This window comes from Streptomyces erythrochromogenes (assembly GCF_040684695.1).
Taxonomy (GTDB): domain Bacteria; phylum Actinomycetota; class Actinomycetes; order Streptomycetales; family Streptomycetaceae; genus Streptomyces; species Streptomyces erythrochromogenes_C.
In genome coordinates this window covers 1-18800 of sequence record NZ_JBFBGM010000019.1, presented here as the reverse complement: position 1 = coordinate 18800, position 18800 = coordinate 1, and the positions used below count along the sequence as shown (strand labels likewise).

14 protein-coding genes are annotated in these 18800 nt (G+C 74.2%); 11 read left to right on the top strand and 3 right to left on the bottom strand.

The genetic code is table 11. The features are described from left to right. Positions 1-49 precede the first annotated feature (49 nt). From AB0O53_RS25405 to AB0O53_RS25370, 8 genes are all read left to right on the top strand, one after another. The gene (locus AB0O53_RS25405) at positions 50-1102 is read left to right on the top strand and encodes a PucR family transcriptional regulator (protein WP_365198479.1); all 1053 of its coding nucleotides are present in this window, start codon (positions 50-52) and stop codon (positions 1100-1102) included. 257 nt (positions 1103-1359) lie between these two features. Then, positions 1360-2634 (top strand): phenylacetate--CoA ligase family protein, encoded by a 1275-nt coding sequence (locus tag AB0O53_RS25400; protein WP_351002004.1) that lies wholly within the window; start codon positions 1360-1362, stop codon positions 2632-2634. Further along, on the top strand, positions 2631-3953 hold the full coding sequence (locus AB0O53_RS25395) for an MFS transporter (RefSeq protein WP_351002006.1): 1323 nt from the start codon (positions 2631-2633) through the stop codon (positions 3951-3953). The genes AB0O53_RS25400 and AB0O53_RS25395 overlap by 4 nt, the downstream gene beginning before the upstream one ends. Beyond that, the gene (locus AB0O53_RS25390) at positions 3950-5095 is read left to right on the top strand and encodes a GNAT family N-acetyltransferase (RefSeq protein ID WP_351002008.1); all 1146 of its coding nucleotides are present in this window, start codon (positions 3950-3952) and stop codon (positions 5093-5095) included. Before AB0O53_RS25395 ends, AB0O53_RS25390 begins: the two co-directional genes overlap by 4 nt. A gap of 5 nt (positions 5096-5100) precedes the next feature. Continuing rightward, the gene (locus tag AB0O53_RS25385; RefSeq protein ID WP_351002025.1) at positions 5101-6249 is read left to right on the top strand and encodes a LuxE/PaaK family acyltransferase; all 1149 of its coding nucleotides are present in this window, start codon (positions 5101-5103) and stop codon (positions 6247-6249) included. A 2-nt stretch (positions 6250-6251) separates the two neighbouring features. Then, complete coding sequence (locus AB0O53_RS25380) at positions 6252-8762, top strand: acyl-CoA reductase (protein ID WP_365198639.1); 2511 nt, start codon at positions 6252-6254, stop codon at positions 8760-8762. A gap of 190 nt (positions 8763-8952) precedes the next feature. Next, positions 8953-9132 carry a DUF6480 family protein gene (locus AB0O53_RS25375; RefSeq protein ID WP_351002010.1) on the top strand — a complete coding sequence of 60 codons (180 nt, stop codon included), beginning with the start codon at positions 8953-8955 and terminating at the stop codon, positions 9130-9132. A gap of 26 nt (positions 9133-9158) precedes the next feature. Then, positions 9159-9737, top strand: a complete 579-nt coding sequence (locus tag AB0O53_RS25370; protein ID WP_351002012.1) for a fasciclin domain-containing protein — start codon at positions 9159-9161, stop codon at positions 9735-9737. Positions 9738-9759: 22 nt separating this feature from the next. On the opposite strand, the gene AB0O53_RS25365 is transcribed toward AB0O53_RS25370, so the two are convergent. The 3 genes from AB0O53_RS25365 to AB0O53_RS25355 are packed head-to-tail and all read right to left on the bottom strand — an operon-like array spanning position 9760 to position 11683. After that, positions 9760-10785, bottom strand: coding sequence for a MerR family transcriptional regulator (locus AB0O53_RS25365; RefSeq protein WP_365198473.1), 1026 nt, complete (start codon positions 10783-10785; stop codon positions 9760-9762). 19 nt (positions 10786-10804) lie between these two features. Then, positions 10805-11302, bottom strand: a complete 498-nt coding sequence (locus AB0O53_RS25360; protein ID WP_351002016.1) for a DUF427 domain-containing protein — start codon at positions 11300-11302, stop codon at positions 10805-10807. A 15-nt stretch (positions 11303-11317) separates the two neighbouring features. Then, entirely contained in the window at positions 11318-11683 is a 366-nt protein-coding gene (locus AB0O53_RS25355; protein WP_365198470.1) for a UBP-type zinc finger domain-containing protein, read from the bottom strand. 195 nt (positions 11684-11878) lie between these two features. On the opposite strand from AB0O53_RS25355, the gene AB0O53_RS25350 reads away from it, so the two are divergent. The 3 genes from AB0O53_RS25350 to AB0O53_RS25340 all read left to right on the top strand — a co-directional run bounded on the left by AB0O53_RS25350 (position 11879) and on the right by AB0O53_RS25340 (position 18459). Further along, on the top strand, positions 11879-13384 hold the full coding sequence (locus AB0O53_RS25350) for a cryptochrome/photolyase family protein (RefSeq protein ID WP_365198467.1): 1506 nt from the start codon (positions 11879-11881) through the stop codon (positions 13382-13384). A gap of 240 nt (positions 13385-13624) precedes the next feature. Continuing rightward, positions 13625-15373 (top strand): glycosyltransferase family 2 protein, encoded by a 1749-nt coding sequence (locus tag AB0O53_RS25345; protein WP_365198464.1) that lies wholly within the window; start codon positions 13625-13627, stop codon positions 15371-15373. 14 nt (positions 15374-15387) lie between these two features. Next, the gene (locus tag AB0O53_RS25340; protein WP_365198461.1) at positions 15388-18459 is read left to right on the top strand and encodes an acyltransferase family protein; all 3072 of its coding nucleotides are present in this window, start codon (positions 15388-15390) and stop codon (positions 18457-18459) included. Positions 18460-18800: the final 341 nt, after the last annotated feature.

Sequence of the window (18800 nt, the reverse complement as noted above, 5' to 3'; positions counted from 1 at the left end):
CGCCGATCGGCGCTCCGCCCGCGCGGCCCGGCCGACCTATCCTCCAGACATGGAGGCACTCGCCGCACGGCTGTCGCAACTGGACGCGCACGCGGAAGGCGCGATCCGCGTCGTCGCGTTCTACGACACGCTGATGCGGCGGCGGGTGGACCTGCCCGCACTGGCCCGGTCCTCGGCGGGGCTGGCCGAGTGCGTGGCCGGGGTCCGGCTGCACGGCTCGGGGCGGGTGGTCCGGAGCTCGCCCGACGGCGCCGACGCGTCCGCCCCGCCGGGCTCCGCGTCCACCGCCGCGCCCGTCACCCTCGACGAGGAGGAGATCGGCACGGTCTGGCTGGAGCGCCCAGGCCCGCCCAACCCGCTCGACGAGGTACTGCTGGACCGGCTCGCCATCGCCGTCGCCGCGGTGGTCGAACGGTACGGCCCGGCCCGCACCACCATGGCAGACCCCGCCCTGGTGGAGTTGGTCGTCAGCTCCGACTGCGACGAGGCCGCCCGGGCCCGGGCGCTGCGCCTGCTCGGTTTCGCGGCGGACCTGCCCGTCCGTGTAGCCGCCGTACGGTCGGAACTCCCGCTGGACCGGGTCGCCGGCCTGCTCTGCCCGGGGCGCCCGGTGAAGGCGGCGCCGCTCGCCGGCGTCGGCGTCGTCCTGGCCACCGTCACGGCATCGCAAACGGACCGGCTTCCCGAGCCCCTCCCCGCGGACGTCCGCGTCGGCATCGGCGCCGCCGACGACCCGGCCCGGTGCTGGCAGGAGGCCCGGACCGCCCTCCGCTTCACGGGCGCACGCCAACCGGTCGTCCGCCACGACGAGCTGGGGGCGCTGGCCCTTCTGGCCGAAATCCCCCGGGAGGCCGCGCGCGCCAACGGCGACGTGGCCGCGATCGCCCGCCTGGCCCGCAACCCGGAGGACCTGGAGACCCTGGACGCCTTCTGCGCCACCGGCTCCCTGCGCCGGGCGGCCGACCGCCTCCACCTGCACCACAGCAGCGTCGCCCGCAGGATCGAACAGATCACGAAGGCCCTCGGCATCGAACTGACCGGTCCCGCCGGGCTGATGCGGGCCGGGCTGGCCCTCACCGCCTGGCGCCTGCTGGACGACTGACCGCACGGGCCGAAAGAAGGCCCACGCCGCAAAAATTGTTGAATGTTGCCACAATGGCTAGGAATCTTCGCTCAATTTGGTGACTTGCGCACTGATGTTTCATCATCATGACTGCACGTCAGCTTTCGACGTGCGTCGAGGAGGCGGGGGCGCCGGGGGGTCCCCCGTTCGTACCGGTCGATGCGGCAGGCGAGTCCTCGCACTCGCCGTGCCCCACCGTGGCTCCCGTCCCACTTCCGTCACCTAGGCAAAGGCCCATGTCCGTCCAGCAACTCTCGGACCTCATACGTTTCGCCCGTCACAACTCGCCCTTCTACCGGGACCTCTACGGTTCCCTTCCGCTGCACGCCGACCGTCTCACCGACCTTCCGGTGATCGACCAGGCGGCGTTCTGGGCGGCCAACACCCTGCACGACAACCGCGTACTGACCGGCCCGCTCAGCGAGGCCACGGTCTACAAGACCGGCGGCACCACCGGATCCCCCAAGTTCTCCGTCTACACCCGGGACGAGTGGCGCACCTTCGTCACCTCCTTCGGACAGGGCCTCGTGGACGCGGGACTGCGTCCGGGACACCGCGTCGCCGACCTCTTCTACGCCGGGGAGCTGTACGCCAGCTTCCTGTTCGTCCTCGACTCGCTCGCCCACGCCCCCGTGGACAACGTCCGCCTGCCCATCGGCGGCGGCGCCCCGCTGGAGTCGACGATCCCCACGCTGCGCGATCTCGCCGCGCAGGTGCTCGCCGGTACGCCCACCACCCTGTGCCGGCTCGCCGAACAGGTCGTCGCCTCCGGCGTCCGCCTCGACTCCGTCGAGCTGCTGCTCTTCGGCGGCGAGGCGCTCTTCGACGACCAACGGCGCCTGCTGGCCGCCGCGTTCCCCGGGGCGGAGGCCCGCTCCGTCGGCTACGCCAGCGTGGACGCCGGCCTGCTCGGACGGCCCGTGCCCGGCGCCGACGCGCGGGTGCACCGGGCCTTCACCCCGTACTCGGTCGTCGAGATCCTCGACGACTCCACGGACGAGCCCGTCACCGAGCCGGGCCGCCCCGGCCGGGTCGTCGTCACGAGCCTGTTCCGCCGCCTGATGCCGATCATCCGCTACCCCGCGGGCGACCGGGCCGAGTGGACGGGCACCGGTCCCGGGCACTTCCGGATCCTCGGCCGCGCCGAGGAGGGCGTGCGCGTCGGGCCCGTGTCCCTCTACACGCAGGACGCCCAGGACGCCGTGGCCGCGGCCGACACCGCCGGGCAGGTCGTCGGCCTGCAGCTCGTCGTCCGCCGCTGGGAGGGCCGCGACGGGCTCGTCCTGCGGCTGGCGACCGCCCCCGGCGACGAACGGGACCCGGAGCGCCGCGAGTCCCTCGCGCGGGCCGTCGTCACGGAGCTGGAGTTCGTACGGCCGCTGTATCCGGACAGTGTGCGGGCCGGGTTCGTGCACCCGCTGTCCGTGGAGTGGGCGCGCCACCGCGACCTGGCCGTCAACCCGCGCTCGGGCAAGCTCGTCCGGGTCCTCGACGAGAGGCCGACCGCATGACCGCCTCGCCTGCTTCCCCCGCTTCCCCCGATTCCCCTGCCTCCCCCGCCGTCCCCGCGGCCGTGCCCCCCGGCCGCCGCACCCCGCTGATCCTGCGCAACCGCGCCTTCGCCGCCGTGTGGCTGGGCCAGGTGCTCACCCAGGCCGCCGTGCGCATGTTCCAGGTCGGCGTCTCCTGGTGGATCGTCGCCTACGCCGTGCAGGGCGCCCGCGGTGCGGCCTCCGGGCTGTTCATGGCCCTGTGCACCCTGCCCGCCGTGGTGCTGGCGCCCGTGGTGGCCCGTACGGTGGCCGGGTTCGCCCACCGTTCGGTGCTGCGGACCGCCGCCGGCCTGGCCGCGCTCACCGCGGGCGGCCTCGCCGTGTGGGCGCAGGGCGGCGGACCGCCGCTCGCGGGGGTGTACGCCGCCGCGCTCGCCCTGGCCACCTGCCAGGCGTTCTTCGACCCCTGTCTGACCACCTCGGTGCCCGAACTCGTCGACGACGCCGACATCGAGACGGCGACCGGCTTCGAGCTCTCCACGCAGTCCCTCGCCGGTCTCGGCGGCGCGCTGCTCGGCGCCCTGACGGTCGACCGGGCCGGTGTGGCCGGTCTCGCCGCGGGCTGCGCGGCCGCCTACGCGGGCGCCGCCCTCCTCGTCACGAGCGCCCGCTTCCGCAATGCGGTGGCGGCCGCGGCCGGCCCGGACGCGCCGCCGGCGCAGCGCCCGCTGCGCCGCATCCTCGGCGAACTGCCCTACGTACGGCGGATCCTGGTCTGCTTCACCGCGGCGAACCTGTTCACCGCCGCCGTGTTCGTCGTCATCCCGCTCTACACCCGCTCGGTCCTGCACGGCGGTGGCGGAACGGTCGCCCTGCTGGAGGCCGCGCTGGGTGCGGGCGCCCTCGTCGGCGCCTTCACCGGCACCCGTGTGCCCGGGCGGCCCACGGTCGCCGGCGCCTGGTGCCTGGGGCTGATGGCCCTCGCCCTGGCGCTGCCCGGCCTGTTCGCCCACCGCATGGTCGTCGCGGGCGCCCTGGCCGTGGCCGGGTGGTGCGCCGGGGCCGTCAGCGTCCGCTTCGTGGCCCTCTTCCAGCGGCTGGTGCCCACCGCCGACAAGCCGGGCTTCTTCGCCGTGATGCAGGCCGTCCTGGGAGCCTCCCTGCCGGTGGCGTCCCTGGTGTTCGGCTCCGCGGGCGACCTGCTCTCCCCGCAGACGCTGTGCCTGGTGCAGGGCATCGGCCTGCTGCCCGCAGCCTGCGCGCTCGCCCTGCTGGGGTCCGGTGCGCCCGCGCCCGAGCCCTCGGTGGCGCCGGAAGCCGTCGGAGGCGCCCGGTGAACCCCGTCATCACCCCGGCCACCGCCGCCGACATCGCCGAACTGCGCCAGCTCTACTACGCGGTCTACGGACCGCACTACCCGGTGGCGCTCGGCACCGACCCGGCCGAGATGGCCCTGCTCATGGCGGACCCGCACTCGCTGTGGCTCGTCGCCCGCTGCGCCGCCACCGGGGCGCTGGCCGCGTCCGCCGCCATCCACGGCGAGGCCGGCAGCCGCATCGCCCGGCTGGAGGGCATCGCCGTGCACCCCGAGCACCGCTCGGCCGGTCTGGCCGCCACCCTGACCGAGGCGCTCTGCGCGCAGATGCTGGACACGGGCCGGCTGGACTCGGTGTACGCGACCGTCCGCACCGTCGGCTCCGGTCCGCAGCGGGTCGTCGCCCGCAACGGCTTCCGTCCGCTGGGCATCCTGCCCAACGCCGTGGATCTCCGCAGCCGCGAGAGCCTCGCGCTCTACGCGCGTCACTCCCCCGGTGTGCTCGACCGCCGGGTGCCCGTCACCGAAGTGCCCGCCGTGCTGCTGCCGTTGCTGCGCACGGCCGGGGAGGCCCTCGGCATCGGCTACCCGCAGGTGCGCGCGGCCTCCGGCCCGCTGCCGGCGCCCGCGGCGCGCGGGGCCGTCGAGCGGCTGGAGATGATCGAGGCGCCGGCGTTCGTGCGCCGACGCTTCCGCGAGCGCTTCCCGGGCGCGGAGGGCTGGTTCTACCCGCTGCACACCCCGAACGTGCTGCTCACGCCCGAGGACGGCCGGTTCGAGGTGTACGCCTACCTCAACCGCGCCGGCGGGTACTGCTCCCTGCTGACCGCCCACCCCGACCCGGCGGCCGCGGCCGCCCACCTCGAACCCGTCACCCGCGCCCTGGCGCGGGCGGGCGCCGGGTACGTGGAGGCGCTGGTACCGCTCGCCCACCAGGAGGCCCTCTCCGCCTTCCTGGCCCAGGGGTTCGTCGCCGGAGCCCTCTATCCGGCGATGCGGGCGGACGGCGACGGATTCCACGACTACGCCGTCCTGTCCCGCTCCAGCGAGCGGATCGACTTCCGCGGCGTCGCTGTCGAACCGCCCCTCCAGCCCTATCTGGACTGCTACGCGTCGGCCTGGGCGTCGGCGCACCTGCCCACACCATCCGAGGTTGCCCCATGAACCGCATGAACCCCCATCTCGCGCCGGTCTCGGTACCCGACCCGGCCCTCCTGCCCCACGTACAACAGCTGTGCGACCTGGCCGACCCCTACGCCCACGGGCCCGCGGTGGACGAGCTGTTCGCCGCCGCCATGGCGGAGACCAACGCCTGGCACACCGAGCGCTCCCCGTTCTTCCGCTCCCTGTACGAGGCGACCGCCCCGGCGGAGCCGTACCGCACGCCGCTCGTCCACGCGAACTTCTTCAAGCGCCACGAGGTGCTCTCCATCCCGCGCGAGGACGTCGAACTGCACCTGACCTCCTCCGGCACCACCGGCCAGAAGTCGCAGATGTTCTTCGACCACTGGACGATCCGCTCCGCTCAGCGCATGGTCGCCCGGATCTTCGAGCGCAACGGCTGGATCACCCCCGACCAGGAGGTCAACTACCTCCTGTACAGCTACGAGCCGGCCCCGTCGCTGAACCTGGGCACCGCCTTCACCGACAACTACCTCTGCGACTTCGCCCCGGCGCGCAGCGTCGAGTACGCGCTGCGCAACACCGGTGGCGACCACGAGTTCGACCCCTTCGGCTGCATCGCCGCGCTGCGCCGCTTCGAGCGGGAGGACGCCCCCGTCCGCATCCTCGGCTTCCCCGCCTTCCTCTTCTTCACCCTGGAGCGGATGCGGGCCATGGGGATGGCGCCGCTGCGCCTGCCCGAGGGCTCGCTCGTCGTCCTCGGCGGCGGCTGGAAGGGCCACGCCGACCGGCGCATCGAGAAGGAGGAGCTGTACGCGCGCGTCACCGAGCAGCTCGGCATCCCGGGTGAGCGGATCCGGGACACCTTCGGGTCGGTGGAGCACTGCATCCCGTACATCGAGTGCGACCACCACCGGCTGCACGCCCCCGTCTGGTCACGGGTGACGATCCGCTCCACCCGGAACCTGGAGCCCCTGTCGTACGGGGAGCCCGGCTACCTGCACCTGGTGTCGCCGTACATCACCTCGGTGCCGGCGCAGAGCGTGGTCATGGGCGACCTCGCCTCCCTGCAGCCGGGCGAGGCGTGCGGGTGCGACCTGGAGACCCCCTGGTTCACCGTGCACGGCCGTGCCGGGGTGAGCCGCAACCGGAGCTGCGCCGTGGCCGCGGCGGAACTGATGAAGGGAATGGCGTGAGCATGAGCGTGCACCACCACTACTGGCAGGGCTCCTTCGTCGGCGACGAGGAGGCGGGGCGCCGGCTGGCCGACCTGCCGGCCGCCGTCGAGGCCGCGCTGGCGACGGAACTGGACACCGAGACCGTCCTGGCGGCCTGCGACGCCCTCTCCGCCGCCCTGTGCGACGCGGACCACGCCGTGCACGGCCGGCTCGCCGCACACCTGCCGGAGGGCGAGGACCCGGCGGTCCTGGCCGAGCTCGGCGCTCTCCTCGGCCGGCGTGAGCTGACCCGCAAGCTGCGCCGGGAACTGGGCGACACGGCTCCGGGCCGGCTGAACCGGGCCGATCCGCGCGAGACGGTCTACGAGGCGTGGGCGCCCGTCGGCCTGGTCGCCCACATCGCCCCGGGCAACGCCGCCACGGTGGCACCGCTGAGCATCGTCGAGGGCCTCCTCGCCGGCAACGTCAACATCCTCAAGACCAGCAGCGCCGACACCCTGCTCACCCAGCACCTGATGGCCGAGCTGGCGGCCCTGGACCCCAGTGGCGCGCTGGCCGCGCGGATCGTCGTACTGCGGTTCCCGTCGTCCCGACAGGACTGGCTGCGTCTGATGTGCGCGCCCGCCGACGCGGTGGCGGTGTGGGGCGGAGAGGGCGCCGTGGAAGGTGTGGCGGCCCATGTGCCGGCCGGTTGCCGGCTCGTGGAGTGGGGGCACCGGATCTCCTTCGCCTACCTGACGGGTGACGCCTGGTCGGACGCCGTCACGCTCGGCGCCCTCGCGGACGACGTGTGCCTGCACGAGCAGCAGGCCTGCTCCAGCCCCCAGGTGGTCTACCTGGACACCGAGGACGAGGGCGACGTGTTCGCCTTCGCCGAGCGGTTCGCGGCCGTGCTCGCGGCCCGGCCGCCGGCCGTGGGTGCCGCGGCGACGGACGGGCCGGACCCGGCCGAGGCGGCCGAGCTGACCACCACCGAGCTGATGGCCCGGCTGGAGGAACACCTCGGTCTGACGCGGGTGTTCGCCGCGCCGGACGGCTCGTGGCGGGTCATGGCCGACACCCGGTCCCCGCTCACCGCCTCGCCCCTGCACCGCAGCGTCTGGGTCAAGCCGCTGCCGCGCAAGCGGATGATCGCCACCCTGCGCCCGATGCGCCGCTACCTGCAGACCGCGGGCCTCGCGGGCAGCCGGACCGACATCGCCGAGCTCTCGCGCACCGCCCTGGCCGCGGGTGTCACCCGGGTGACACCGGTCGGCGCCATGCTGGAGAGCTACGCGGGCGAGCCGCACGACGGCGTGTACGCCCTCCAGCGCTACAGCCGCCGTGTCGCGGTCCAGACCGACCCGGCCCTCTTCGCCACCACCGCCTGCCTCGACGACCTGGCCCGGCCCGTCGTCCTGCCGCCGCCCTCGGGCCCGCTGCTCGGCAAGGAGGACGTGCAGGAGCCGGCCCGGCGGGTGGCGCGCGCCGATGCCGAGCTGTTCTTCCGCAGCGGCGGCAGCACCGGGGCGCCCGCGCTGTCGGTCTTCAGCTACGACGACTACGACACCCAGATGCACGCGGCGGCCCGCGGCCTGCTCGCGGCCGGATACGACCCGGTCGGGGACCGCACCGCCAACCTCTTCTACTGCGGCGCCATGTACGGCAGCTTCATCAGCTTCTTCTCCGTGCTGGAACGCCTCGGCGGGGTGCAGCTGCCGCTGTCGGCGGGCCCCGACCACCGGGCGACGGCGCAGGCGCTCATCGACCACGGGGCCGACACCCTCTTCGGGATGCCCTCCTACCTGTGGCAGCTGCTGCACGCCGAGAAGGACGCGCTGCGTGCCTACGGCGGCCTGCGCAAGGTCTTCTACGGCGGCGAGCACTTCACGCCGGAGCAGCAGCGCACGCTGAAGGACACCTTCGGCGTCGAGGTGATCCGCTCGATCACCTACGGCAGCACCGACCTCGGGCCCCTGGGCTACCAGTGCACCGAGAGCACCGGCGGCGTCCACCACCTGCACGCCGACCTGCACACCATGGAGATCCTGGACCTGGCCGAGGACCGGCCGGTGGCGCCGGGCGAGACGGGCCGACTGGTCTTCACCACGCACGCCCGGCGCGGCCAGCAGCTGGGCCGCTACGTGATCGGCGACCTCGGCCGGGAGATCCCGGGCCGCTGTCCGTGCGGGCGGCACGCGCCCCGCTTCGAGCTGCGGGGCCGCACGGGTGACGTGATGCGGGTGGCGACGTACTTCCTGAACCACCGCCGCTTCCTCGACCTGGCCGGGGAGAACGGCGGCCACCGCGGCGAACTGCAGGTCCGGCTCGACGCCGCGGACGCGCGCGAGCGGCTGACCGTACGGGTGGAGCGCACCGGGGCGACGGATCCGGAGCGGCTGCGGGAGGTGTTCCTGGCCGGCTACCCGGAGCTCCGGTCGGCCGTCGCGGAGCGGCTGCTGGACCTGGTCGTCGAGGCCGTCGACGGTGCCTCGCTGGACCGGAGCCCGACCAGCGGCAAGCTGCTGGCCGTGGTCGACGCCCGCAGGTAGGCCCCGTACCGCGGCCCGCCGCCGCTCCCGGCCCGGCGGCGGGCCGCCGTTTCGATGCAGAAACACTGCGAGTTGCAGCGGGGCGCCCGGGCGCGTGACCGTGGGGTCCTCGGGGATCCGTGCACCGTGATCACCCACGCGTCATCGGCCCGGTCGGGGCCGGGCCGATGACCGGCCGAGAGGAGGACCCATGTCCTCGCCACTCGTACCGCCGGGAGAGACACCCCCGGCCGAGGGATCCATCTCCTCCGCCCACCAGGAACGCCGCGACGGCGGGATCTGGGAACACCCGGGGGCGTTCCTGGTCCTCATCGTCATCGGGGCCGTCCTGGTCGCCTTCTTCTTCGTCGCCCGTGCCGCGGGCTGGTGAGCCCGCGGCGCCCCAAGGAGCACGTCATGAACATCTCGTACGCACGCCGCCGTGTCGGCGCGGTCGTCGCGGCCGTGGCGCTTCCGCTGTCCCTCGCGGCCGTGGCCCCGCAGGCGTGGGCCGCGAACACCGCCGAGGCCTTCGGCCCCGGCTGCGCCGCCCTGCCGAAGGAGGGCCCGGGAAGCCCGTCCGTGATGGCCGGGCAGCCGGTCGCCACGGCGGCCGCGGGCAACCCCGAACTGTCCACCCTGGTCGCGGCCGTGAAGCAGGCCGGCCTCGTGGACACGCTCGACAAGGCCAAGGACATCACCGTCTTCGCGCCGACCAACGCGGCCTTCGCCAAGATCCCCAAGGCACAACTGGACAAGGTACTGGCCGACAAGGCCGCACTGACGAAGATCCTCACCTATCACGTGGTGGGCTCGACGGTCGACAAGGCCGACCTGGCCGACGGATCGTTCAAGACGCTGGAGGGCGGCACGCTGACCACCGGTGGAAGCGGCGACTCGTACAAGGTCAACGGCACGGCCGCGATCGTCTGCGGCGACGTCGCGACGTCCAACGCCACCGTCCACGTCGTCGACACCGTGCTGATGCCGAAGTAGGCCGCGCACGCCGCGGGATCCGTCAGGTGGTCAACGGGCCGGCCACGGCCGCGCAGTGGCGGGCGAGGACGTCCAGTGCCTCGCGCAGGCCGGCCGGGCGGAGCATGCCGGGACCCGGAGCCCGACCGCCCCAGCCCGGCCCGGCGAGCACCACCAGCGGGCGGGTGCGGGCGCCCCGGACGCCGAAGGCCGTCCCGGCGACCTGGCGGGCCAGGGTGCGGTCGGCGGTGCGCCGGGACTGGGACCAGAGGACCACCGCGGACGGCCCGGTCCTGCGCACCGAAGCGGCGAGGGCCTCGGCCGGTACCGCGGCGCCCAGCATCCGCATCGGCAGCCCGCGCTCGGCGAGTCCGGCGGCGAGCGCTTCGAGCGGCAGGGAGTGCTGCTCGCCGGGCATGCAGGCCATCAGTACCGGCGCCGCGTCCCGGGGGCCCGGCCGGGCGTGGCCGACGACCTGCCGCAGGACGGTGGAGACGTGCCACGACAGCAGGTGCTCCACCTCGACGTAGCGGTCGCCGGAGGACTCCCACTTGCGGCCCACCGCGTGCAGGGTCGGCGCGATGACCTCCTCCCAGGCCGCCACGAGCCCGTGGCCCCGCACCAGAGCGGCCAGCAGCTCGTCCATGGCCGGGCCGTCGAGCCGGACCGCCGCGCGGGCCAGGCCCCGGAACTCCTGCCGGATGTCCCCGAGGGGCAGTCCGCCGCCCGGTCCGGGGCCGCCGGTACGGCGCGTCTCGGCGGCCGGCGCCGGTTCGGGGTCCGCCGCGGGGGAACGGTTCGCCCGGGCCAGCGCCACGCCGGCGGCCTCGGACGGGGACACCCCCGAGGTGGTGAGCCGGCACATGTCCTCCAGGACGGCGACGTCCTCGACGGTCCAGCGCCGGTGCCGGCCGCCGTCGCGTACGGCCGGGCCCATGCCGTAGCGCCGGTCCCAGGACCTGAGGGTGGTGGGCGAGATCCCCAGGCGCCTGGCCACGGCCCCCGTCGTCAGGCGGGGAGTGCGGGAAGCACGGGAATTCGGCGGAGCGGGGGGCGACTTCTGGGGCATGGGGCCACCTCCGGATCGGTCACCAGCCCAGGCTCCCGGGCACGCCCTTGAACGGGCCCGTGATCTCGTCCGTGATCCACCCGCCGTAGAAGCCGCCCGGCTGGGCCCGGACCCGCTCCCCGTCCACGGTGCACGCCTCGACCCGGTCGGCGTGGAACGCGAGATGGCCGGTGATCGGCGCGTAGTCGGGCCGTGGAGCCTCGTAGCTCCAGGCGATGTCGGGCGCGGGCGCGGTGCCGAGTTCCGGGCCGAGCCGCCAGTAGGTGGCCGTGCCCTTCCACTCGCACACGCTCCGGTGCTCCGAGGCCCGCAGGAGTTCGGCGCGTACGTCGGCCCGCGGGATGTAGAACACGGGCGGATGGCTGGTCTCCAGGACGCGCAGGCAGCGCCGGGAGTCGGCCAGCGCCACTCCGGCGTACCGCACCACCACGTGCCGTGTGTCGGGCTCGATCCGGGGCGGGCGCGGATAGTCCCAGACCGATTCCGTCGCCGCCCTGTCCGTGCCGTTCGTTCGCATGAGGACCTCCCGTCCCTACCGTGTCCCGCCGGCCGGCGGGTCCGCGGCGTGCCGCCCGGCCCGGACCAGGAAGACCTCGTCGGGGAAGCACCAGGCCCAGTCCTCGTCCGGTGCGAGCGACACGACCACAGGGTGCCCGCTCTCCACGTGGTGCGCGTAGGAGTGGCGGCCCCTGGAGCTGTCGCAGCAACCGATGTACCCGCAGGTCACGCACTGCCGCAGTCGGGTCCAGGGCAGCCCGCGCGGCAGGCACCCCGAGCATCCGGCGGACGGCGCGGCCGGGGCCGTGCTCCCGTCCGCCAGGAGGTCGAGGTGCGCGCAGGCGCGCCCGTCCGGGCGCCCCGCGTCGGGCGCGACCTGCCACCGTCCGGGTCGGCCCATCGAGCCTCCGCTCCGCGTTCGTCCGGGGGCGTCCGCCGTTCGGGACACTCTTGCGTCCCCTCTTCGGCCGGAGCGCCGCGAACGGATGCGACGCCGTCCCGAAGGATGCGGGGTGCGTCCGAAAGACCCGGCAGCCGGGAAGGGACAACGAGGACGTAATCCGACGTGATCCACCGCATGAGGAAGGGCGGCCACATGACCGCGGCGCACTGGCTCTTCGGCGATCAGCTGGGCCCTGCCTTCACCTCCCCGGGGAACGGCGGGATCCCGCGCGACGCCCGCCTGGTCATGATCGAATCGCGGGCCGTGTTCCGGCGGCGGCGCTTCCACCGGGCCAAGGCGCACCTGGTGCTCTCGGCGATGCGCCATCGTGCCGCCGAGCTGGGCGACCGCGTGGTCTACGTCAAGGCGGACACCTACCGCGAGGGCCTGCGCCGGGCCGTCGGCCGCTCGCCCGTCACCGTGTTCCACCCGACCTCCCGGGCGGCCGCGCGCCTGGTGGACTCGCTCGCCAACGTGACCGTCCTGCCGGCACGGGGCTTCCTGGTCGGCCGCGAGGAATTCGCGGCGTGGGCGGCCGGCCACGCCGGCGGAGGCCTGCGGCTGGAGAACTTCTACCGCCACGTGCGCACGGAGCACGATCTGCTCATGGTCGGGGGCGAGCCGGCCGGAGGGCGCTGGAACCTCGACCACGACAACCGGGAGCCGCCGCCGCGGGGTGCGCGGGCCCTCGGCGCACCCGCCCCCTACCGGCCCCGCGAGGACGACATCGACGCCGGCGTCCGGGAGGACCTCGACCGCTGGGAGCGGTCCGGCGAGGTCTCGTTCGTCGGCCGGGACGGACCGCGGCTCTTCCCGGCCGACCGGCGCGAGGCGCTCGCCGCGCTGCGGCGCTTCGTGGACCACCGGCTCGCCGGGTTCGGCGCCCACGAGGACGCCATGCTGGCCGCCGACCCCGTGCTGAGCCACAGTCTGCTGTCCTCCTCCCTCAACCTGGGCCTGCTGGATCCGGCGGAGTGCGTGGAGCGCGCCGAGGCGGCATGGCGGGCGGGCGCCGCGCCCCTCAACTCCGTCGAGGGCTTCGTCCGGCAGATCGCCGGATGGCGGGAGTACGTGTGGCACCTGTACTGGCACTTCGGCGAGGAGTACCGGACGTCCAACGTGCTGGGGCACACCGCCCCGCTGCCGCAGTGGTGGGTCTCGCTCGACGCGGACGCGGTGACGGCCCGCTGCCTGTCGACGGTGCTGCGCCAGGTCAGGGACACGGGGTGGACCCATCACATTCCGCGGCTGATGGTGCTGGGCGGCTACGCGCTCCAGCGGGGCTGGGACCCGGCCGCGCTCACCGACTGGTTCCACCGCTCGTTCGTCGACGGCTACGACTGGGTGATGCTGCCGAACGTGGTCGGCATGTCGCAGTACGCGGACGGGGGCCGCATGACGACGAAGCCCTACACGTCCGGCGGCGCCTACATCGACCGGATGAGCGACCTGTGCGGGCCCTGCCGCTACCGGCCCGGCTCGCGCAGCGGCGAGGACGCCTGCCCCTACACCGCCGGGTACTGGTCCTTCCTGCACCGCCACCGCGCCCTGCTGGGCCGGGGTGCCCGCACCGCCGGCCCGGTCCGGGGCCTCGACCGGCTGGCGGACCTGCCGGAGCTGCTCCGGCAGGAGCGGGACCGGGGCGACTGCGCTCCGTGAGGCAGTGCGCCGGCGGACGGCCCGGAGTTCCAGGACTGTTCACCCCCGCGTGACCTGGGACTTCCCGGATCGGCCCGGAGCGGCCGGTCGAATGATGAGACCAAGAGGTCTGGACCATTCGAGTCGCGCCAATCCCGTGGCTCATTAGGCCCGTTGCCCCGGATCCGGGCAAGTGGTCTATACCTTTCACTCTAGGCTGGGTCGCGTCAAACGGGTACATGCGCAGCCGTGGGGGGCTTCGTGACTGTTCATCATCTTCCGCAACCACCGTCCGACGAGGAGCTCTACTGGTACTTCGGACCGCAACGCCGCTGGGTCCTCATCGCCACCTCGCTCGCCTTCGTGTTCACCGCGGCGACCATGTTCACCTTCGCCCTGCGGACACCCGCCCTGTGGGGCTTCCTCGCCGTCCTCGGGCTCAATGTCGTGGCCCTGGCGCTCTCCTGCGCCAACAGCCTGCGCCAACGCCGGCTCACCCGGCAGTCCCACGAGGTGCTGGTCCGCGCCTGGCGGCCGGCCACCCCGCCCGGAGTCGACCTGTACCTGCCGACCTGCGGGGAGCCGCTGTCCGTCCTGGACAACGCCTACCGCGCGGTGGCCGCCCTCGACTGGCCCGCCGACAAGCTCACCGTCTGGGTCCTGGACGACGCCGACCGGCCCGAAGTCGCGGCGCTGGCCGCCGGTCACGGCTTCGCGTACGCCGTGCGCCCCGACCGCGGGCACCTGAAGAAGGCCGGCAACCTCAACCACGCGCTCACCCTGAGCAGCGCCGAGTTCATCGCCATCCTCGACGCGGACTTCGCGCCCAGGCCGGACTTCCTGCGCCACCTGCTCCCCTACCTGTCCGACCCCGCCGTCGGCATCGTCCAGAGCCCGCAGTGCTTCGACACCGACGGGTCCATGAGCTGGATCCAGCGCGCGGCCGGCTCCGCCCAGGAGTGGTTCTTCCGCTGGATCCAGCCGTCCCGGGACGCCAGCGACGCCGCCATCTGCTGCGGGAGCAACGCCGTCTACCGGCGCTCCGCGATCGACCTGGCCGGCGGCTTCGCCCGGCTCGACCACAGCGAGGACCTCTACACCGGACTCGCCCTGCACGAGAAGGGGTTCCGCACCCTCTACGTGCCGGTACTGGTCGCCAAGGGCACCTCGCCCGACCGCGTCACCTCCTTCGTCAACCAGCAGTACCGCTGGGCCATGGGCAACCTCCACCTCCTCGGCACCCCCGTCCTGCGCAGGATGCGCGCGCCCTGGCGCATGCGACTGTGCTTCTACGAGGGGATCATCGGCTACCTGACCACGGCCGTGAACACCTTCGCGGCTCCGCTGCCGCCGCTGGTGATGCTGTTCCGGTACCCGGACCACATCCGGCCCTGGCACGTACTGCCGCTGCTCGCCCCGCTGTGGCTGTGGCACGTGCTGCTCCCCCGCGTCAGCCGCACCCGCTGGCGGGTGGAGGTGATCCGGGCGAACGTCCTGACGAGCGTGGCCGCCGCGACCGCGTTCCTGCACACGCTGCGGGGCCGCAGCGCCGCCTGGGTGCCGACCGGCACACCGGGGGCGGCGTCCCGGGGCGGGATGGCCCGCCGGGTGGTGGCCGCCTCGCTGGTGTGGCTGGCGCTCTCCAACGCGGCGGCCGTCGCGGGGCTCGCCCTGGCCGTGACCCGCAACGGCTGGGAGCCCAACTGGGGGCTGCTCCTCTACGTGGCGGTGCAGCTCCATATCAACGTCCCGCTGGTCCGGGACCTGGTGGGCGAGCTGAACTCCGGCCGGGGCGAGAGGTCTTCCCCGCGCGCCCCGGTCGATGCCCGGGCCGGCGCACGGGTCGGTGCACGAGCCGGGGCCGGGGTCCGCGCCCTGGTCCGCCCGGGCTCCCCCTCCGGCGTGCTGCCCCGCCGCTGGCCCGAGACCGTCGCCGCCTCCGCGGTCCTCCTGCTCACCGGCCTGCTGGCATCGGGATGGGTCGACCCGATGCTTCCCTGGCTGAGCTGAAAGGCGCCGTCACCATGCCCTTCCTCCTGACACCCGGCCGACGCCGGACCCGGGGGCGCGCCGCCGCGCCGGCCGGCTCCCTGCCGATCGACTCCCCGCCGGCCGGCCCCCGTTCGGGCGGCGAGTCGGGCCCCAGCCCGCACCGGTCCGCCTTCCGGCCCGACATCGAGGGCCTGCGCGCGGTCGCCGTCGTCGCGGTGCTCGCCTTCCATGCCGGGATCCCGTGGGCGACCGGCGGATTCGTCGGCGTGGACATCTTCTTCGTCATATCCGGCTACCTGATCACCGGCCTGCTGGTGCGGGAAGCGGTCACCACGGGCCGGATCCGGCTCGGGGACTTCTTCTCCCGGCGCGCCCGACGGCTCCTGCCCTCGGCAGCCGTGGTGCTGGCCGCGGTGGCGGTGGCCGGGGCCCTGCTGACCGTACCGCTGCGCCGTACCGACGTGGAGCACGACGTCGTCGCCGCGGCGCTCTCCCTGGCCAACTGGCGGTTCGTGTCGCAGCGCACCGACTACCTCGCCGCCGGGCACGACCAGAGTCCCCTGCTGCACTTCTGGTCCCTCGCCGTCGAGGAGCAGTTCTACCTGTTCTGGGCCCCGCTGCTGGCCGTACTCGTGCTCGGCGCGGCCCGGGCGGTCCGGCGGGGCCGGGCCGTGCGCGGCGCGGTGCTCCTCGTCGCCGCGCCGCTGACGTTCGCGTCGTTCGCCCTGTCCCTGTACTGGACGGAGCACTCCGTCTCCCTCGCGTACCTCGGCACACCCTCGCGCGTCTGGCAGTTCGGTGCCGGGGCGCTGCTCGCGCTGCTGCCCTGGCACCTGATGCGGGGGCCGCGCGTACTGCGGTTGCTGGGCGGCTGGGCCGGGGCGGCGGCGATCGGCTGGTGCGTCGTGGCGTACGACGCCGCCACCCCCTACCCGGGCCTGGCGGCGCTCGTGCCGACCCTGGCGACCGCCGCCGTGATCCTGGCCGCGATACCCGGTCGCGGCGAGCGCCACACGCCGGGTGCCGGCGAGGTCGGACGGCTCCTCGCCGGGCGGGCTCCGCGGGCCGTCGGCCGGCTCTCCTACAACCTGTACCTGTGGCACTGGCCGGTGCTCGTGCTCGCCGAGGCCCGGACCGGTCCGCTCGGCTGGCCCGCGAAGACCGCGCTGACCCTGGCGGCGGCGCTGCCCGCCCTGGCCGCGATGCGGTGGGTCGAACAGCCGCTGCGGCGCAGCCGTACCGTCTGCGAACTCCCCCGCCGCGGGCTGTCGGTGGGCGTCTCGGCGATCGTGCTGCCGGTCGTCCTCGCGCTGGTGATGGGCACCACGACCCTGAACCTGCTGGGTCCGGCCGCCCCGGTCGACCCGAAGGGACTGCCTCCGGGCGCCGCATCGGGGCCCACGCTGCTGGCCCGGACGGCGGGGAGGCCACTGGCGGACGGCCCGGTGGTGCCCAGTCCGGTCCAGGCGCGGGCCGACTTCCCGCCGGACGCGCCCTGTGAGATCGCCCCGGCCGAGACGCGCAGCCCGGAGTGCCTGTTCGGTGCGGTGGACAGCCCGGACCGGATCGTCCTGCTCGGGGACTCGCACGCCGGGCAGTGGTTCTCGCCGGTGCTGGCGCTGGCCGCCTCGCGGGGATGGGCGCTGCAGGAGTTCGTCAAGCAGGGCTGCCCGCTGCCGCAGCTGGCGGTGGACAGCCCCCAGTTGGGCCGTGCCTACCGTGAGTGCGACACCTGGCGGACGGACACCCTGGAGCGGCTGGGGAAGCAGCCGAGGCCCCGCCTCGTCGTGATCTCCTCGCTCAACCGGTACACCGCGGACGAGGATCTCCTGGCCGAGGGCTGGGAGAGGACCCTGGAGCCGCTGCGGGCCCTGGGCGTGCCGGTGGTCTACATCGAGGACACCCCCGTACCGGGTACGGACGTCCCCGCGTGCGTCTCCGGCAGCCCGGACTCCCCCGCCGACTGCGCGTTCGGCCGCGCGGACGCGTTGCGGCCTGATCCGCTGGCGCGGCGGATCGCGTCCGGCGCGCTGCCCGGCGTACGGAGCGTCGGCGTGAACGAGGTGCTGTGCCCCGGCGAGGGGCCGACCTGCCCGGCGGTGCTCGACCGGATCCTGCTCTACCGGGACGACGCACACCTCACCAACGCGGCGGCCGTCGTCCTGACCAACCGGTTGGAGCGGCTGCTGACGGAGGCCGGGGCACTGCCCCCGGCGGCGCCGGCGGGCACGGCGGGTGCGACGGGCACGGCCGACGGCGCCGACGGCGCGGGCGGGTGGACGCGGCTGCTGCGGGACGACTTCGACGGTCCGGCGGGCAGCCCGCCGTCGGCCGCCAACTGGATCCATGACGTGGGTACTTGTTATCCGGGCTGCCCGGCGCCGCAGTGGGGCACCGGAGAGGTCGAGACCATGACGGACTCGACCGAGAACGTCCGCCTGGACGGGAAGGGCGCGCTGGAGATCGTCCCCACCCGCGAGGACGGCGCGTGGAGTTCGGGGCGCATCGAGACGCGCCGCTCCGACTTCGCTCCCCCGCCCGGCGGGGCGCTGCGGATCGAGGCGTCGATCGCCCTGCCGGACGTGACCGGGCCCGGGGCGGCCGGGTACTGGCCGGCGTTCTGGACCCTGGGCGCACCGCTGCGCGACGGGTACACGGGGTGGCCGGGGGTCGGGGAGCTCGACGTCATGGAGTCCGTGAACGGGCGGGACACCGTCTTCGGCTCGATGCACTGCGGCGTCCCGGAGGGCGGCCCGTGCAGGGAGCCGGTGGGGCTGACCTCGGGCCCGCAGCCGTGCCCGGACTGTCGTACGGCGTTCCACTCGTATGCCGTGGAGGTGGACCTCGCCCCGGGCGCGGAGGAGGTGCGCTGGTATCTGGACGGCCGCGTGTACCACCGGGTGACGGCCGACCGCATGGACTCCGCGACGTGGAAGCGGGCCGTGGACCACGGGCTGTTCCTGATCCTCAACGTGGCGGTCGGCGGCAAGCTGCCGCAGGCCGACGGTGCGGACGTGGGGCCCGACACGCAGCCGGGGCATCCGATGCGGGTCGACCACGTGACCGTCTCCGCGCGGGAGCGGCGCGACCGGCCGGGAGAGTAGCGCCCTAATCGCGTTCCGTAAGCGTGGGACTACTCTCCGAATCGCTTGTCACACGGGAGAGTTATGGAAATGTCGGGATTGAGCAACACGAGAATTATGTGCGCGAAATCGTCGCGATCCGGGGCCAGAGTGTGGCTCCTCGGCCAGACGCCGGGATCCGTTTCGGGCCAGACCGGCACGCATCCGTACCCGTACGCATGGGGGTGACGGGTGGGCATGTCACCGGTCGGGGCCGCCTGTTGACGTCGAAGGGGTTCATCCTCCATGTCCGTTTCCCTCGCCACCCGCCGCGCTCTCGCCACCCTCCTGGCCGCCGGCACCCTCATCGGTGCCGCCACCCT

Excerpts from the sequence above, each read along its gene's own strand:
- AB0O53_RS25340 (WP_365198461.1), top strand. The coding sequence starts at position 15,388 with ATGCCCTTCCTCCTGACACCCGGCCGACGCCGGACCCGGGGGCGCGCC.
- AB0O53_RS25365 (WP_365198473.1), bottom strand. The coding sequence starts at position 10,785 with ATGCCCCAGAAGTCGCCCCCCGCTCCGCCGAATTCCCGTGCTTCCCGC.
- AB0O53_RS25405 (WP_365198479.1), top strand. The coding sequence starts at position 50 with ATGGAGGCACTCGCCGCACGGCTGTCGCAACTGGACGCGCACGCGGAA.
- AB0O53_RS25355 (WP_365198470.1), bottom strand. The coding sequence starts at position 11,683 with ATGGGCCGACCCGGACGGTGGCAGGTCGCGCCCGACGCGGGGCGCCCG.
- AB0O53_RS25395 (WP_351002006.1), top strand. The coding sequence starts at position 2,631 with ATGACCGCCTCGCCTGCTTCCCCCGCTTCCCCCGATTCCCCTGCCTCC.
- AB0O53_RS25385 (WP_351002025.1), top strand. The coding sequence starts at position 5,101 with ATGAACCCCCATCTCGCGCCGGTCTCGGTACCCGACCCGGCCCTCCTG.
- AB0O53_RS25400 (WP_351002004.1), top strand. The coding sequence starts at position 1,360 with ATGTCCGTCCAGCAACTCTCGGACCTCATACGTTTCGCCCGTCACAAC.
- AB0O53_RS25350 (WP_365198467.1), top strand. The coding sequence starts at position 11,879 with ATGACCGCGGCGCACTGGCTCTTCGGCGATCAGCTGGGCCCTGCCTTC.
- AB0O53_RS25380 (WP_365198639.1), top strand. The coding sequence starts at position 6,252 with ATGAGCGTGCACCACCACTACTGGCAGGGCTCCTTCGTCGGCGACGAG.
- AB0O53_RS25360 (WP_351002016.1), bottom strand. The coding sequence starts at position 11,302 with ATGCGAACGAACGGCACGGACAGGGCGGCGACGGAATCGGTCTGGGAC.
- AB0O53_RS25375 (WP_351002010.1), top strand. The coding sequence starts at position 8,953 with ATGTCCTCGCCACTCGTACCGCCGGGAGAGACACCCCCGGCCGAGGGA.
- AB0O53_RS25370 (WP_351002012.1), top strand. The coding sequence starts at position 9,159 with ATGAACATCTCGTACGCACGCCGCCGTGTCGGCGCGGTCGTCGCGGCC.